The sequence below is a fragment of the Nocardia carnea genome (assembly GCF_029868325.1).
Taxonomy (GTDB): domain Bacteria; phylum Actinomycetota; class Actinomycetes; order Mycobacteriales; family Mycobacteriaceae; genus Nocardia; species Nocardia carnea_C.
The window spans coordinates 17,401-30,807 of the sequence record NZ_JARWNW010000108.1 but is presented as its reverse complement, the minus strand read 5'-3'; the positions used below and the strand labels follow the sequence as shown (position 1 = coordinate 30,807).

The following is a 13,407-nucleotide window of genomic DNA, read 5'->3' as shown; positions in this document are numbered from 1 at the left end:
CGAGGTCCTCGGCTCGGTCGTCGTCGACACCACCGCCATCGCCCGAAATCGCCACGTCGGCCAGCACCAGCACGGAATGTGTACTGGTACGTGGAACCGATTGTGCTGCACTGCTTTTCTGGATCCATGACATTTGGGATAGCTAAGTCGGCTCAAAGAAGACTCCGTATGCTGCGCCCCAGCCCGGCCCAGGATCTGTCCGCGGCGCTTCGTACGGTGTCGGAGGTCAACCGGATAATCGCCGCCACCGATACAAAGGTCGGATTGCTGCTGACCGCGAACGGGTTTGCGCTCACGGGCCTGGTCGCCGGCGGACGCACGCACACCACCCTCATCGCCTCCGTGCTCGGTATCGCCCTTGGGATATCTCTGCTGGTGTGCATGGTGTATATGGCAGCCACTCTGAAACCGGATCTGCGCAGCGCCGGCCCCGGGAACTGGTTCAGCTTCCCGAGCTTTCCCACCGAAACGCAGCGGCGGCCGAGTACCGCAGTGCTCGCCGATCATGCATGGCGGGAGGCCGCGATACTCGCCGATGTGGCGCGTAGAAAGTACCGGCGATTCGCGGTGGCTCTGCGATGGAGTTCGGTGAGTCTGATCATGTTCGTGGTCTGGTTCGTCGCCTCCTCACTGACCAGTATCGGTGCATGAGCCGTCGGAGGCGAACGGCTCACGTCAACACCGAGGTACGGTGTCAGTCGTCGCCGTCCTCCTCGTCGTCCTCCAGATCGTCGGCTTCTGCATCCGCGGTATCGAGCGTTGCGATATCGGTAATGATCGCCGACGCGGTCAGCTCGATGTCCGGTAGCGGGGCGACACCACCCACCGTCTTCGTCGTTGTCGCGCTCTCGATCAACGAATTGACCTTTGCCAGCAGCTGGTCGCCGTCCCGCTTGTTCAACATGCCTTTGTCGAGCAACGCGGTGATGATCTCCTGCGCTGTCTGTCTATTGAGATTGTGCTGGACGATCAGCTGCTGGATCACCTGTCCGACATCGTCGCGGCGGGAGGCCAGCTGGAGCGCGAACATGCCGAGATCACCCTCCTGCAGCACCCGCAGATAGTGGTCCATCCGGTGCTGCTCGCGCACAATGTAGTTCTGGCCCTTCGCCTCTGCGACCTCGTGCTCGAACTGTGCCGACTGGAGCTTCAGGTTCTGTCCGGCATCGTTTTCCGAGTGTTTGAGTTCGATATCGCGCAGCAGGTGCTGATGCTCCGCCCTGCGACGTTCCGCGGTCCGCTCATCAAATGTCCGGCTGCGGAGGTGGCCGAGAGTTTCCGCGTCGGGTCGTACTTGCACCCGGCAGCTCAACAGTGTCAGCCCGTGGCCCAGTTCGATGGTCCCCACGGCAAAAAAAGCGTTGATCTGGACTTCGGCGTCGAGGAAGCGATCGATTCCGAATTGACAGGACAACGCTCGGAGATTCTGTTCGACGATCGGCCGGTACACGAATTCCGCTGCACGCACATTGTCTCGGATGGCCGCAATCGGATCAGTGATCCGCCAAGACAGATGCGTTTGGACGAGAAAGCTGAGTGCGTTCTCGGCGCTGGGAACCTCAACCTCGAACGACGCGTGGTGGACCGCGACATTCACCCAGAAGATCCCAGCAGGACGCGCCCCGAAGATAGCGAGGGGTTTTCGGTCGATCGGCGCCAGCCCACCATTACGGTCGAGAGAGACGGTGAGCCAGTACCCGTCGGACTGCGGACGGAACCGCCGCCAGTCTTCGCCGGACATCGGCAAGTATCGGACCAATGCATCCGGAGGGCTCGCATTCATTCTGATTATCCCTTCAAATCGAGCTGTTTCGAGTCGGATCGTTCCGATGTACCGAGGATCGTGAGAATCTCCTGGGCTGCCCGCCGAGGGCCGCGGGGCTCGGCCGCCCACTCCCGCAGGTAATACGGCAGGATCTCGCTGTCCTGCACGGCGTTGCCGAGATCCGATAGGAAGCGTGCGAGCGGTTCTCGCATCGCCGGGTCTTCCTCGGCGTCGGCCACCCACGCTCGGATTTCGGCATACGTATCGGGCGGGTGGCCGGGAGTGCGGAGGAGTCGGCCGAAGAGCGTGACAATTGCGGCCCGGTTGGCGCCGGTCAGGCACAGCGTCACCGGCCAGTCGTACACGCTGCTTTCGGTTGGTACCGAGCGGTACCGGCACAAATCCAGCACACACCGCAACCCGGTGTCGCGCAATTGAGGTTTGGCAGAGCTCTCGGTCCAGCGCAGCAGTTCCACCAGGATACGATCGGTGAGTCCATCCGACCAGAACAGCTGCGCCATCGAGAACGACACCGCAACACGGAGAGACACTCGGTTGCTCTTCGCCGCACGCCGTAGCCGTCGCACAGCGGTATCCGGCATGGCCTGCCCGATCTCGCTGCCCAGGGCCCGGGCAGCGGTAACGCGCAGCGCCAAGGGCTGGTCGCGCTTCAACCAGGTGGCAAGCATGCGGGAAACCAACGGCGCCAGATCAGAATACAAGAACGGAAAATGCAACGCGGCCATTGCCGCAGCCCGGCCGTATCGGGAACCGCTGCGTGCCCAGGGCTCGATCAGCTTGGTACGCGCATGGTCGAATTCGAATATCGACAGCAAGCCCGCCGCGACCCCGGCACGGGTACCTACCCGGAGATCGGGGCTACAGCCCAGTGCGTGCAGCCACTCGCGCACCAGCTCGTGGGCGCTGTGATATTCCCGCCACACCAGGGCGAGTATTTCGGGGGCAAGGTTCGGGTCGGTGAATTCGACGATATCGACGGGGATTTCACCGTAAATGGTGTTCTCGGTCGACCGGCGCGTTCTCGCTCGCGCGACAGCGACGAGCTCACTGTTCCGTGAGCCGAATACCGGCCACGCAGGTGTACGGTCGGGCTCCTCTGCGCCGGCGATCACGCGGGCCAGCAGGCGAGCGGCATCGGACACCATGTAGACGGGCATCCCGTTGAAGACGGCCAGTGCGATGGTGAACGCCCGAGCCTCCGCGCTGAGCTGCCCATCGAACCACTGCCGCAACTCCGTGCCGATCGCCGTGTCATGACGACGGATGACCTCGCTGATATCGCCAGCTTCTGCCTCGGTGTCGGCCAGCTCTTTGCCCAGCTGTGCGAGAGTGCGCGCAGCCGGTCGTTCTTTCGTGTATCGCTCGATGAGCCGGCGTACCTCCGGATGGTCCAATAGGTCCGCCGGATCGCGGTTCAGGTGGTACCGCACATGGCTGTGGACCACTTCGGCTACGCCTGCCGGAGCACCCCCGTCGAGAAGGAATTCCCCCAAATCGGGTGAAAGCTCGGTGGCCGCATCGAGGAGAACGATCATCCGGCAACCCTGACCGCGCAGTGCGCCACTCAGCTGGTCGAGATGGAACCGGTACAACCGACCGGCCTGATCAGGACCGAACCATTCCATCAGATACCCGGTGTCGGGGGCGAAGTCGATATTCGGTGAGCGGAGTTCCACATCCGGCTCGAGAGTGTAGACACGTGCCGAGCAGCACTCGTCCAATGCGCGCAACGCGGAAGTCGTACGGCCCCACCCCTGGGGCGCACGCAGTAGCAGTAATGACTGACTGATGAGGATACGGCGAATATCCTCGAACCGCGCTGGCTCCACGAAGACCCGCTCGATATGCGCGAGACGCTCGGTGGCAACCTCTCCACGTGCCACGGGTCGTCCGCCTGTAGCGTTTCCGATGTTGTCCCGGCCCACTTGGGTGCCGATGGTGGCATCACCGCCGATGAAGTTGGTGGCGTGGATCGTCACATGCCTCGCACCGGCCGGAAAGCCGCGCAGTGCGGCGACCGCATCGGACATGCTCGTGGCGGCTACCCGGGTTTCCTCGAGCCGCTCGTCTTCCGTGGTATCGGACGGCTCTGACGGTTCGGCCGGGATCCCCACGCCGGCCTGCCCAGAATTCCGACCGGTATCGCCGGCTTGGCCGGGCGAGTCCGTTGAGTCGCCGTGAGCATCCGCGGCGGCAGCACCGTCCTTCCGATCAGACCGGTATGGCTCGGGATCGGCGCCGTTCATGATCCGCGATGGATGTTGTCGCGCCCCACCTGCGTATCGACAACAGCATTGCCACCTATGAAGTTCTCGGCGCGTATGGTGTTCGCCTCCCAGCGCGGCCGTGCTGTGTCCGACGCGTCGGCGCGGCGATCGGAGGGCGTCGGCTCCGACGGCTCACTGGGCGGCAACGGGGGTTCGGGGTATCCCGGTACACGAACCCAGATCCGGCGGTCACCACTCTTGGAAGACATCGTGACGCTCCCGTATTCATCCGGTGTCACGCTATCCCGGTACCCGTGCCGGACCAGCCCGCTGAAAACCGAATCCGACACCACCACCACGGCATCCGCACGCGGGGCACGCTCCAGCGCGTACTTGACAGGCTGCGCAGAGTTCATTCGAAATGTCGCAGTCACCGCATCGCTCGACCATCCGTTGGCATCCCGGCCGACGTAACCTTCGTGCACCGCAATACGCACTCGCAGCCAGTTCAGCGGGCCTGCCGCACCGTTGTGTTCGCGGACGCCGGTAAGCATGGCGCCGACAACACGGTCCAGGACATCCAGCACAGGAACTTGGAGTACGAGCATCGCTCCGTCTCCGCGATCCTCCTGAGCTACCATACTTTCGGCACCTTGTATCGCGCGGTCGATGATGCGGTAGAGCGCCGAGCGCGCCGCCTCGACCTGCACGTTGGTCAACGACTCCGAATTCTCGATATCTACGACGAGAATGGAACGATGCGTGGGTTCGGACATGACTTCTCCTGATTTGTATGACACCCCGCGGATCCGGCAGTTCCCAGGTCTACCGGTTCGGAACACCCGTGTCTGCGTCCGAATACACATTCGGACGCAGACCCTCTGCCACTTCGGCGAGCAGGTCGGGCCGCAGCAGTTCTACACAGCGACGAGCTGTCCTGATAGCACCGAGCATGCGCAGTTTTCTGAATGCCTTGGCGACCGCTTCCCGGGAAGCATTCGCTGCGTCGGCCAATTCGGTCTGGGTCAGTGGTAGAACGATCACCACCCGATCCGTATCGGTACGCCCGTACCGCCGGCCGTATTCGAGCAGTAGCCGGGCAAGCCGTTCGGTGACCGAGTACGCACCGTAGTCGAGGCGGTGTACGTCGGCCTCCCGCAGCCGGCCCACCACCGTACGCAACAGTTCGAATGCCAGGGCGCCGTCGTCGACCAGCAACGCACGGAAAGCTGTACCCTGTACGGTGGTGACGACCACCGGCGAGATCGCGGTGATCGTCGCCGACCGCGGGCCCCCGTCGACGGCACTGAGCTCGCCGAGCAGATCCCCGGGACCACGAATACCCAGGACAACCTGTTTTCCGCTCGGTGCAGAAGAGCTCACTTTGACCCAACCCTGTTCGACCACCAAGACGTTGTCGGATAGGTCGCCCTCGTGGAGCAGTACCGCTCCCCTCGGCCAATGCTGCCGCGTACCCGCTTTCAGTAGCCGCTCACTGTCGAAATGAGGTAGAGCGTCGGAATTCAGTGTTGTTCCCCCTTGTGAGCCACCGTGCTCAACGGTGATGACCTCGCGACAGCGTAATCGATCGACGTCGATGGAGCATGGCGAATGCTGTGGCCGAGTCGAATTCGATGTCTTGTGCTCGAAATATCCGCTGCTGTAGCAGAACTCGTGCGGCCCCATGTGTCGGTGCCCGGCATCACGGAAACACACCGCAGGCACCCGCTCGGCCGATGCGTTCTGTATATGAGATCGGTCGAAGGCTGCGACCAACTCGGGTGCGCGCCAGAAGATGCCGGCACCGGGTTGCCGAACTGTGTCAACAGCGTCAAATCCGTTTCCCGCGCACTTCGGACGGGGCCGATTACCGGGGGTTTGTCGGCTGAGAACACGGTGGCCAATCGGCTCACACCACCCTCGACCGGCTCCACATCGACCACATCAGCGGCTGCGAGCCCGACCGGTGGCCAGCCTCCGAACTGTTGTCCACATTCGCGACCAGCGCGGGCACCCCAACCCGGGAGCATGAGCCCGGTACGGAAGGAGCGCGCTCGGGCCGGGTGCCGCTACTGCAGACGAAAACAGCGCATCCCCACAGTCGTCAGGAACGCCGCAATCCATACCCACCATTGCTGCTGCATAGGGCAACCTCTGACGCGCACCCCAGCCTACGCCGCATACGACTCGCCCAGGAGTGGTCGAGCCGGCCGGCGGACGACGAGGCCTGTATGCCGCATCGGCCGATGCCGTCGTCACGCCGGCCACGCAGTGGGTTGATCACTGTGGTGTCGGTCCGGAGCGATGTCCCGGCCCATTACCCAATAGTTACATTTTCAAACCTGCCGGTTTGTAACGTGCGCCGCACGTGCCGCTATTACCACTGCACAGCGCGAATCGTGCTGACCGAACCCACCGCATAGCTGCGGACACAACCCGAGGTGCGCAACCATGACCAGCCCTCCCCTTCAACCCCCACCGATGCCTCCGGCATCGCCTACCGGCCCCTATTCGGGCCCACCGGCAGCACCGAACAAACAGAGAAACACGATCGGGCTCATCGCGGTCATTGTGGCCGTCCTCGGCTTCGTCTTCGCCTGCATCCCCGGGGCTCTGCTCGTCGGCTGGATCCTGCTGCCGATCGCATTCATTCTCGGCATCGTGGGCGTGTGCCAGGCCGGTAAGACCAAGGGCACCAGCGTTGCCGCCATCATCATTTCGGTCGTCGGTACGGTCGTCGGCTTCATCGTCTTTTTCGCCGTGGTCTCCGATGCGTTCGAGGAGTCCTTCGGCAGCGGTGACGTATCCGTTGCCACCCCGGGCGCACCCGCCCAGGAAGCCGACCTCGACGCCGGGGACCAGGACACCTCAGCGGATCAGGGCACCCGAACGAACCCGTACCCACTGGGATCGGTGATCACCGAAGGCGACTGGCAGGTGACCGTCAACAGCGTCACACCCGACGCAAACGACGCTGTCGCCGAGGAGAACACGTTCAACGATCCACCCCCTGCCGGCTCCCAGTATCTCCTGGCCGACGTCACCATCACCTACACCGGCTCCGACCCACAGGGCGAAACGCCCTTCACGACGATCACGTACGTGACTGCCGACGGCAACACCGTGAACTCCTACGACAACAGCGTCGTCGCTCCCGATTCACTCGATACACTCAGCCCCCTGTTCCAGGGAGCATCGACCACCGGCAACGTGGTCTTCACAGTGCCTGCCGCATCGGCGACCCAAGGCACTCTTGCCGTTGAACCCACAATGTTCTCCGACAAGGTATTCGTCGCCGTGAACTGAGCGCTTCCGGACGACCGGACCACCCGCAGGGCCTCCGCCGACCGGTTCGCCGGAGGCCCAACGTGGTCACGGCCATGGCTTGCAGCTAAGGGGATCCAGCGCAACGGTGATTACGACGTCGAGTACTACGGTCTCACGCTGCAGGATCGGTCTCGCCGGCTCGCCCGACGTCGACGATCAAGGGGAAGCTCTCGCTACGGTTCGCCGGTCATCATCTGAACCAGCAGCGGAAGCGCAGAGGACGGATCGGGGCCGACCCGCCCTGCCGACATATCCGGGTCCACGCTGGTCGCTATCTCCATGGCCGAGCGAAACTTCTGAATGGGGAATCGCAACGGTATGTGCTTGTTTTGAAGAAGGTTGTGCTTGTCCATCAGCCGATCCAGTTCGGCCGAGCTTCTGGGTGATCGCACATCAACGGCATGCCAGAGCGAGCTGGGCTAACATCCGAAAAGATGCCCGACGGCGAAATAACTGGTCAGCGGGCTGCATGATCCGCCCGTCTCGCCGCGTCGACCGACAACTCAGGAGCATCTGTGGGGCTCTCCTACCTACCTTGCAGGCCAACCGGCTGCGTGAAGGTTTGACCGATTACCTCGCGACCACCTTCGCGCTCACCGATCCGGATACCCAGGCCGCGCTCACCGATTTCGTCGGTGACGCCCGGGACGGCATGTTCAAGGGCCCCTACGTCCGGTTACGTCTGCCCTTCGCACCGGCGCGCGGCAACTGGGGTATGCACCTGGATTGGTTGCCGGACAAGTTCGTACCGTACGGCCATCAGGCCAAGGCGTTCGAGCGGTTGTCGACCAAATTTCAGGCGCGGCCCCAGCCGACGCTGGTGACCACCGGCACCGGCTCCGGTAAGACGGAGTCGTTCCTCATCCCGATTCTCGATCATGTCGTACGCGCCAAGAAGCAGGGCGTTGCCGGGATGAAGGCCCTGATCATCTACCCGATGAATGCGCTGGCCAAGGACCAGGAGCAGCGGCTGGCGCGGTTGATCAGCGCGCATCCGGAGCTGTCGGGTGTCACCGCCGGCCTGTACACCGGCGAGCAGAGCTCGGGCGGGCGGACGCTGGTGTCGGCGGAGGGGCTGATCACCGATCGGCGGCTCATGCACGATTCGCCGCCGGATATCCTGCTCACCAACTACAAGATGCTCGATCACCTGCTGCTGCGCCCCGACCGGGCCGCGATGTGGCGGCAGTCGGCGGATTCGTTGCAGTATGTGGTGCTCGACGAGTTCCATACCTACGACGGCGCCCAGGGCACCGATGTCGCAATGCTGCTGAGGCGGCTCGGGTTGGCTGTGAAGTCGTATTGGACCGACGGGGACCGGGCGCGGCCGCTGGGCCGGATCACTCCGGTGGCCACCTCGGCGACGCTCGGCGGTGGGGGTGAACCGACGGCCATGCTCGAGTTCGCCCATACGGTGTTCGGTGAGGTGTTCGGGAAAGAATCGCTCATCGAGGAAACCCGGGTCGAGTTGCCGGACTGGCTGGCGGATCGTGACACCGGCCTGGATCGCCGCACGTCACCAACACCAGCGACCAGCCGCAGTCCTACTTCGGCAGCAACCAGAAACTCATCGACGCCCAGGGCCGCGAATTCACCAACGACACCGAGGCCGAGATCTACCTCAACGACGACGTGCACTCCGAAATCAACCCCGGCAACAAGTTCTCCGTGATCCTCGCCTTCGACGTCCCGGTCGGCACCCGGGCGGCCGCCCTGGAGTTCCACGATTCGATGTTCTCCGGCGGCGTCCAGGTCGCGGTGCAGTGACACGCCGAGTTGACCGCCCCGCGACACATTCCTCTTCTGGCTGCCTGATATACCACACCCGTCACCTCGGAAAGAAGGTCGACGGCCAGCAGCGTTCAACAACGCTCACACCGAACAACGATGTCGTCCAGCGTTTTATCTTGAAACACGGTGCGTGGTATCACCGATATGTCCCCGACTTCGCTCTCACGGGAGTGGTTGATCCCGCCCCTCGGCCGGTCGATCCGCGTTTGTCCGTCGAGGCTCTGACAGCACTACGGGCGACAGCCGACGACGGTGGACCTGCACGGCGTGCCGCGCGAGAGCATTGATCCCAGCCGGGGAGGAAGATCATGGACAGTACCCGCCGGAGGAAAACGGCCGGTGCTCTGGCCGCTCTCGTAGCCGTGGTAGTCGGAACTACCGGGTGCGGCAGCGAAAGCCGGGACATCGGCCGACGGACCGAAACGAGCCGGGTTGCCGATACCACCGATATCGTCAGGGAAGCTTACGAATTCGCCGGAATAGTCATACCGGCGAATGCCACCGTGCTGGACGCCGGAACCGAGAACGGGATCGACACGCTCTACCGGCTGGCGGTGTCGACGGATCCGCAGGGTCTCGAGCAGCTGCTGGCCGGGTCGAAATTCTCTACGCCGCTGACCAAGGCGTCCAACGTCACCGACACCACGATCGCGGGTCCCCCGCTGGAGACCTCGCCGATGGTTCTGAGGGCGGCGGATACCTTCCGGAACACTGCGGGCAAATCGGTCAACCGGCACATCATTGTGGACGAACGGGACTTGTCGACCCGGTTCGTGCATCTCCAGTTGTTCGATACATGATCCGTCGTGGTCGCCCGCACTCGCGGATACCGCAGTGCGGCTTCACTTGTCTTCGCACTCAGCACCTCTATGGGTACGAACGGCAGCAGCGCGCGCTTGTACCGAATAGGATTCCCCGAAGGCCTCAGGCCATAATCGACAGCTCGTGGCCGAGATCGAAAGCAGGGGGAAATGAAGCTGGCAGAGGCTCTGTCGTTGCGTGCGGACGCAGCGCGCCGTGTCGAACAATTGCGTGCCCGGATCGTGGGCAACGCCCGGTACCAGGAGGGCGAGGAACCCGCCGAGGATGCCGCAGCGTTGCTCGAAGAAGCCGGCGCGGTACTCGCGGAGTACGAGGTACTGGTTCGTCGGATCAACCGCACCAACGCCGCCACGACTATCGGTGCGGACGGTACGCTGACCGATGCACTCGCCCGCCGGGACGCACTCCGGCTACAGCATTCGGTGATCACCGACGCCGCGGACGCTGCTGCGGGCAAGAACCGCGGCGGTTACACACGGCAGTTGCGGTCGGAGTTGAAGATCCTGTCCGCGCTACCGGTCGCAGAACTGCGAACCCGGGCCGATGGGCTCGCCGCGCAACTGCGTGAACTGGATGTCCGGATCCAGCGGGCCAATTGGGAGGTCGACCTCCTGGACTGAGCAGAGTAGTGGAGCAGGTAGCCGGCACGGAGGCGCGCACCGACCCGCTGGACCGACGGGTATTCGGTCACCTCCTGGCGCACGGAGGGCAGTGCGAGGGGTTCGACTCCCCTACCCACATCGCAGCCCAGCAATGCGCACAGGTGAAAGTGCACAGCGCACATCACACAACCGGGTGCGGATCCGCGACGGCGAGGGCGGGAACGGGGTACTCCACTCGAATATCGACGCCGCGGCGAAAGCGGCCTGGACTGCCGCTTCGGCAGTCCGGCAGTGGCGACACAACGCATAACTCCGGGTCGGGCCGGAGGCGTGTGTACGCGAGTACGCTCGGCCCATGCTCACCGGGCTGCACACCTTGATCTACTGCGAAGATCCCGAGGCCGCTCGCGCCTTCTGCCGTGATGTGCTCGGGCTGCCGGGGGTCGATACCGGGGGCGGATGGTTGATTTTCGAGACCGGCCCCAGCGAGCTCGGCGCACACTCCAGCTCGTGGGAGTACGAGGGCGAGGTGGGCGTCACCGACCAACGATTCGATGTGTCGTTCATGTGCGACGACCTCGCCGCGACCATGAGTGAACTGTCCGCGAAAGGCGCCGAGTTCACCGGTCCGCCGGCGGAGCAGAGCTGGGGTTTCACGGTGGGCGTCAAGGTTCCGGGAGCCGGGGAGATCACCGTCTACCAGCCCAAATACGATCCTCCGGCCATGCACTGAGCCGCGGGGGGATCCTGCCGTCGGTGTAGAGGACTGGTGGAGGCAGCGCCGTCGCGGTTACCAGAGCTGTGCTGGAACCAGGACTGTCCAGACCTGCCCCGGCGCAAACGGGATAGGTGTGCCGGTGGGGGATGTATAGGTCGTGCCTGCAGATGGGGAGGGCCGGGACCATTCGGCCGGGAACGCTTGACCGTCCCGTAGTACGAGTGCCTGACCGCTGCCGGTCGTCTCGGCCAGCGGTGAGACGCTGCCTGCGACGTCGCTGATAGCCGAGTTGGACACCGGCACGCTCTGCAGCACGACCGTACCCGCCATGACCCGTCCGGTATCGGCACCGGTGTAGGCGGCACCGTCCATGGATATCAGCCACTGGTGGTCGCCGGGTGACCAGTCGAAACCGATCACCGTGGCCGGATACCGGGCTTCCTGATGTTGCGTGGGCTCGCCACCGGGCGGCGTCGGACCGAAATGCAGTTGCGCAGCCTGCGGCCAGTCGCCGCCTTCGGGCAATTGTTCCGAGCGGACGAACAGGTTGTGCGGTGCGGCGCGACTGTAGTCGCGGAAGTACGCGGTAGGTAGCCGCTCGGCCGAGGCGTTCTGGAGCGAGGACCGATCGACGGAGGCAAGCAGCTCAGGTGCGGCACCGGAGGAGGCGAGCGTCGGATTGCCGAACTGCGCCAACAGCGTCAGATCCGTTTCCCGCGCGCTGCGGACAGGTCCGATCACCGGGGGTTGATGGGTCGAGAACACGGCGGCCAACCGGCTCAAACCACCCTCGACAGGTTCGACGTAGACCACATCGGCGGCTTCGAGCCCTACCGGTGGCCGTGCCTGCGGACTGTTGTCTATCTTCGCGACCAGCACGGGCTCCCCTACCGGGGAGGTTGTGCCCGGGACGGGAGGAGCGCGGTCGGTTCGGGTGCCACCACCGCACGCGACCACCGCGCACATCCCCAGTGTCGTCAGGAACGCGGCTGTCCACACCCACCATCGCTGTTGCATAGGGGCAACCTCTACCGCCCGCAATCCTACGCCGCACTCGATGGCGGACGAGCCGGCCGCTGGATGAGGTTTCTGCCCCCGGTGGACGCTTGGTCCAAGTCGACGATGCCGTGGGCTGCGCGCTGCTCACAGATACTGCGGGAAATCAGTGCTCATGGCCAGATCCTTACCCGTTTCGAGGTCCGCACGCAGTGACTCCACCTTCGCCGATGCGAACGCGTGCGCGTCGGAGCCGAGAGCCTGGCGTAGTGGCCCGTCACCACGGTCGACCAGTTCCAGGATCGCGTGGACGCCACGCACCGGGTCACCGAGTTGCGTGCCCTGCAGCGCCAGATGATCGCGGGTCATCTCCCGGATCGGCTCGTAACCGTCCGTAGTGACCGAAGGCAGCGCCAGCGAATCGGTGGTGAGGAAATCGGTCCGGAAGTAGCCGGGCTCCACCAGAGCGACCCGGACCCCGGCATCGGCGACCTCGGCCGCCAGCGCTTCGCTCATTGCCTCGAGCGCGAACTTCCCCGCGCTGTACAGGCCCCAGCCCGGCATCGTGGTCAGGCCGAGGATCGACGAGATATTGACGATATGGCCCCGGCGGCGAGCGCGCAGATGCGGCAGTACCGCGCGCAGGACGTTCCATGCCCCGAAGACCTGGATGTCGAACATCTGCCGGGCCGCGCTGTCGGATACCTCCTCGATGGCCGCCAGATAGCCGTAGCCCGCGTTGTTCACCACCACGTCCACTGCGCCGAAGCGGTCGAGCGTATGCCGCACGGCATCGCGCACCTGTGTCTCGTCGGCGAGATCGACGGTGAGTACGAGCAGCCGGCTGGTGTCGGCTCCGGCCAGCCCGGCATACAGTCGTTCGGCGCTGCGGGTGGTGGCGGTGACATTGTCGCCACGGTCGAGCAGTTGCTTCACCAGTTCCAGTCCGAGCCCCCGGGAGGTGCCGGTCACGAACCAGGTGGCGGGTGCGGATGCGGTCATTCTTCGTTCACTCCTTCGCTCTGCGAGCCTCCTGCCGAGGCCCGCACTGACCCCATTTTGGTGGACATTCCCGCTGCTCAGAGCCTTATATCCAGCCCAGCCGGACCTGGGATCGACGAACGTAGGACGGCGCGACCCAGGCACAGCCGTACCTGG

Annotated in this window: 14 protein-coding genes and 1 pseudogene; 7 read left to right on the top strand and 8 right to left on the bottom strand. The window is 64.2% G+C overall.

The window, feature by feature from the left end:
* Window positions 1-168 precede the first annotated feature (168 nt).
* Window positions 169-651: a hypothetical protein gene (locus QH196_RS07740; RefSeq protein ID WP_280415071.1), complete on the top strand. Its 483-nt coding sequence runs from the start codon at window positions 169-171 to the stop codon at window positions 649-651.
* A gap of 43 nt (window positions 652-694) precedes the next feature.
* Here the strand turns inward: QH196_RS07740 and QH196_RS07735 are convergent, their stop codons facing one another.
* The 5 genes from QH196_RS07735 to QH196_RS32500 form a co-directional block, all read right to left on the bottom strand.
* Window positions 695-1,741 carry a hypothetical protein gene (locus QH196_RS07735; RefSeq protein WP_280415070.1) on the bottom strand — a complete coding sequence of 349 codons (1,047 nt, stop codon included), beginning with the start codon at window positions 1,739-1,741 and terminating at the stop codon, window positions 695-697.
* Between the two features lie 47 nt (window positions 1,742-1,788).
* Window positions 1,789-3,900, bottom strand: a complete 2,112-nt coding sequence (locus QH196_RS07730; protein ID WP_280415069.1) for a hypothetical protein — start codon at window positions 3,898-3,900, stop codon at window positions 1,789-1,791.
* 128 nt (window positions 3,901-4,028) lie between these two features.
* Entirely contained in the window at window positions 4,029-4,769 is a 741-nt protein-coding gene (locus QH196_RS07725) for a hypothetical protein (protein ID WP_280415068.1), read from the bottom strand.
* Window positions 4,770-4,818: 49 nt separating this feature from the next.
* The gene (locus QH196_RS07720) at window positions 4,819-5,478 is read right to left on the bottom strand and encodes a Crp/Fnr family transcriptional regulator (RefSeq protein ID WP_432279449.1); all 660 of its coding nucleotides are present in this window, start codon (window positions 5,476-5,478) and stop codon (window positions 4,819-4,821) included.
* A 38-nt stretch (window positions 5,479-5,516) separates the two neighbouring features.
* Window positions 5,517-6,023, bottom strand: coding sequence for a DUF3048 domain-containing protein (locus tag QH196_RS32500; RefSeq protein WP_432279448.1), 507 nt, complete (start codon window positions 6,021-6,023; stop codon window positions 5,517-5,519).
* Window positions 6,024-6,444: 421 nt separating this feature from the next.
* Between QH196_RS32500 and QH196_RS07715 the strand changes: the two genes are divergently transcribed.
* Window positions 6,445-7,299 carry a DUF4352 domain-containing protein gene (locus QH196_RS07715; protein WP_280415066.1) on the top strand — a complete coding sequence of 285 codons (855 nt, stop codon included), beginning with the start codon at window positions 6,445-6,447 and terminating at the stop codon, window positions 7,297-7,299.
* Between the two features lie 194 nt (window positions 7,300-7,493).
* On the opposite strand, the gene QH196_RS07710 is transcribed toward QH196_RS07715, so the two are convergent.
* The gene (locus QH196_RS07710; RefSeq protein WP_280415065.1) at window positions 7,494-7,673 is read right to left on the bottom strand and encodes a hypothetical protein; all 180 of its coding nucleotides are present in this window, start codon (window positions 7,671-7,673) and stop codon (window positions 7,494-7,496) included.
* A gap of 116 nt (window positions 7,674-7,789) precedes the next feature.
* On the opposite strand from QH196_RS07710, the pseudogene QH196_RS07705 reads away from it, so the two are divergent.
* From QH196_RS07705 to QH196_RS07685, 5 genes and pseudogenes are all read left to right on the top strand, one after another.
* Window positions 7,790-8,830, top strand: a pseudogene (locus QH196_RS07705) (DEAD/DEAH box helicase); the annotation flags it as partial.
* 59 nt (window positions 8,831-8,889) lie between these two features.
* On the top strand, window positions 8,890-9,087 hold the full coding sequence (locus QH196_RS07700) for a DUF4352 domain-containing protein (protein WP_348538055.1): 198 nt from the start codon (window positions 8,890-8,892) through the stop codon (window positions 9,085-9,087).
* Between the two features lie 332 nt (window positions 9,088-9,419).
* Window positions 9,420-9,911 carry a hypothetical protein gene (locus tag QH196_RS07695; RefSeq protein ID WP_280415064.1) on the top strand — a complete coding sequence of 164 codons (492 nt, stop codon included), beginning with the start codon at window positions 9,420-9,422 and terminating at the stop codon, window positions 9,909-9,911.
* Between the two features lie 171 nt (window positions 9,912-10,082).
* Window positions 10,083-10,553 (top strand): DIP1984 family protein, encoded by a 471-nt coding sequence (locus QH196_RS07690; protein WP_280415063.1) that lies wholly within the window; start codon window positions 10,083-10,085, stop codon window positions 10,551-10,553.
* Window positions 10,554-10,890: 337 nt separating this feature from the next.
* Window positions 10,891-11,268, top strand: a complete 378-nt coding sequence (locus QH196_RS07685; protein ID WP_280415062.1) for a VOC family protein — start codon at window positions 10,891-10,893, stop codon at window positions 11,266-11,268.
* A 57-nt stretch (window positions 11,269-11,325) separates the two neighbouring features.
* Here QH196_RS07685 and QH196_RS07680 read toward each other — a convergent pair whose 3' ends face one another.
* Window positions 11,326-12,270, bottom strand: coding sequence for a DUF3048 domain-containing protein (locus tag QH196_RS07680; protein WP_280415061.1), 945 nt, complete (start codon window positions 12,268-12,270; stop codon window positions 11,326-11,328).
* A 126-nt stretch (window positions 12,271-12,396) separates the two neighbouring features.
* Window positions 12,397-13,251 carry an SDR family NAD(P)-dependent oxidoreductase gene (locus QH196_RS07675; RefSeq protein ID WP_280415060.1) on the bottom strand — a complete coding sequence of 285 codons (855 nt, stop codon included), beginning with the start codon at window positions 13,249-13,251 and terminating at the stop codon, window positions 12,397-12,399.
* Between the last annotated feature and the right edge of the window lie 156 nt (window positions 13,252-13,407).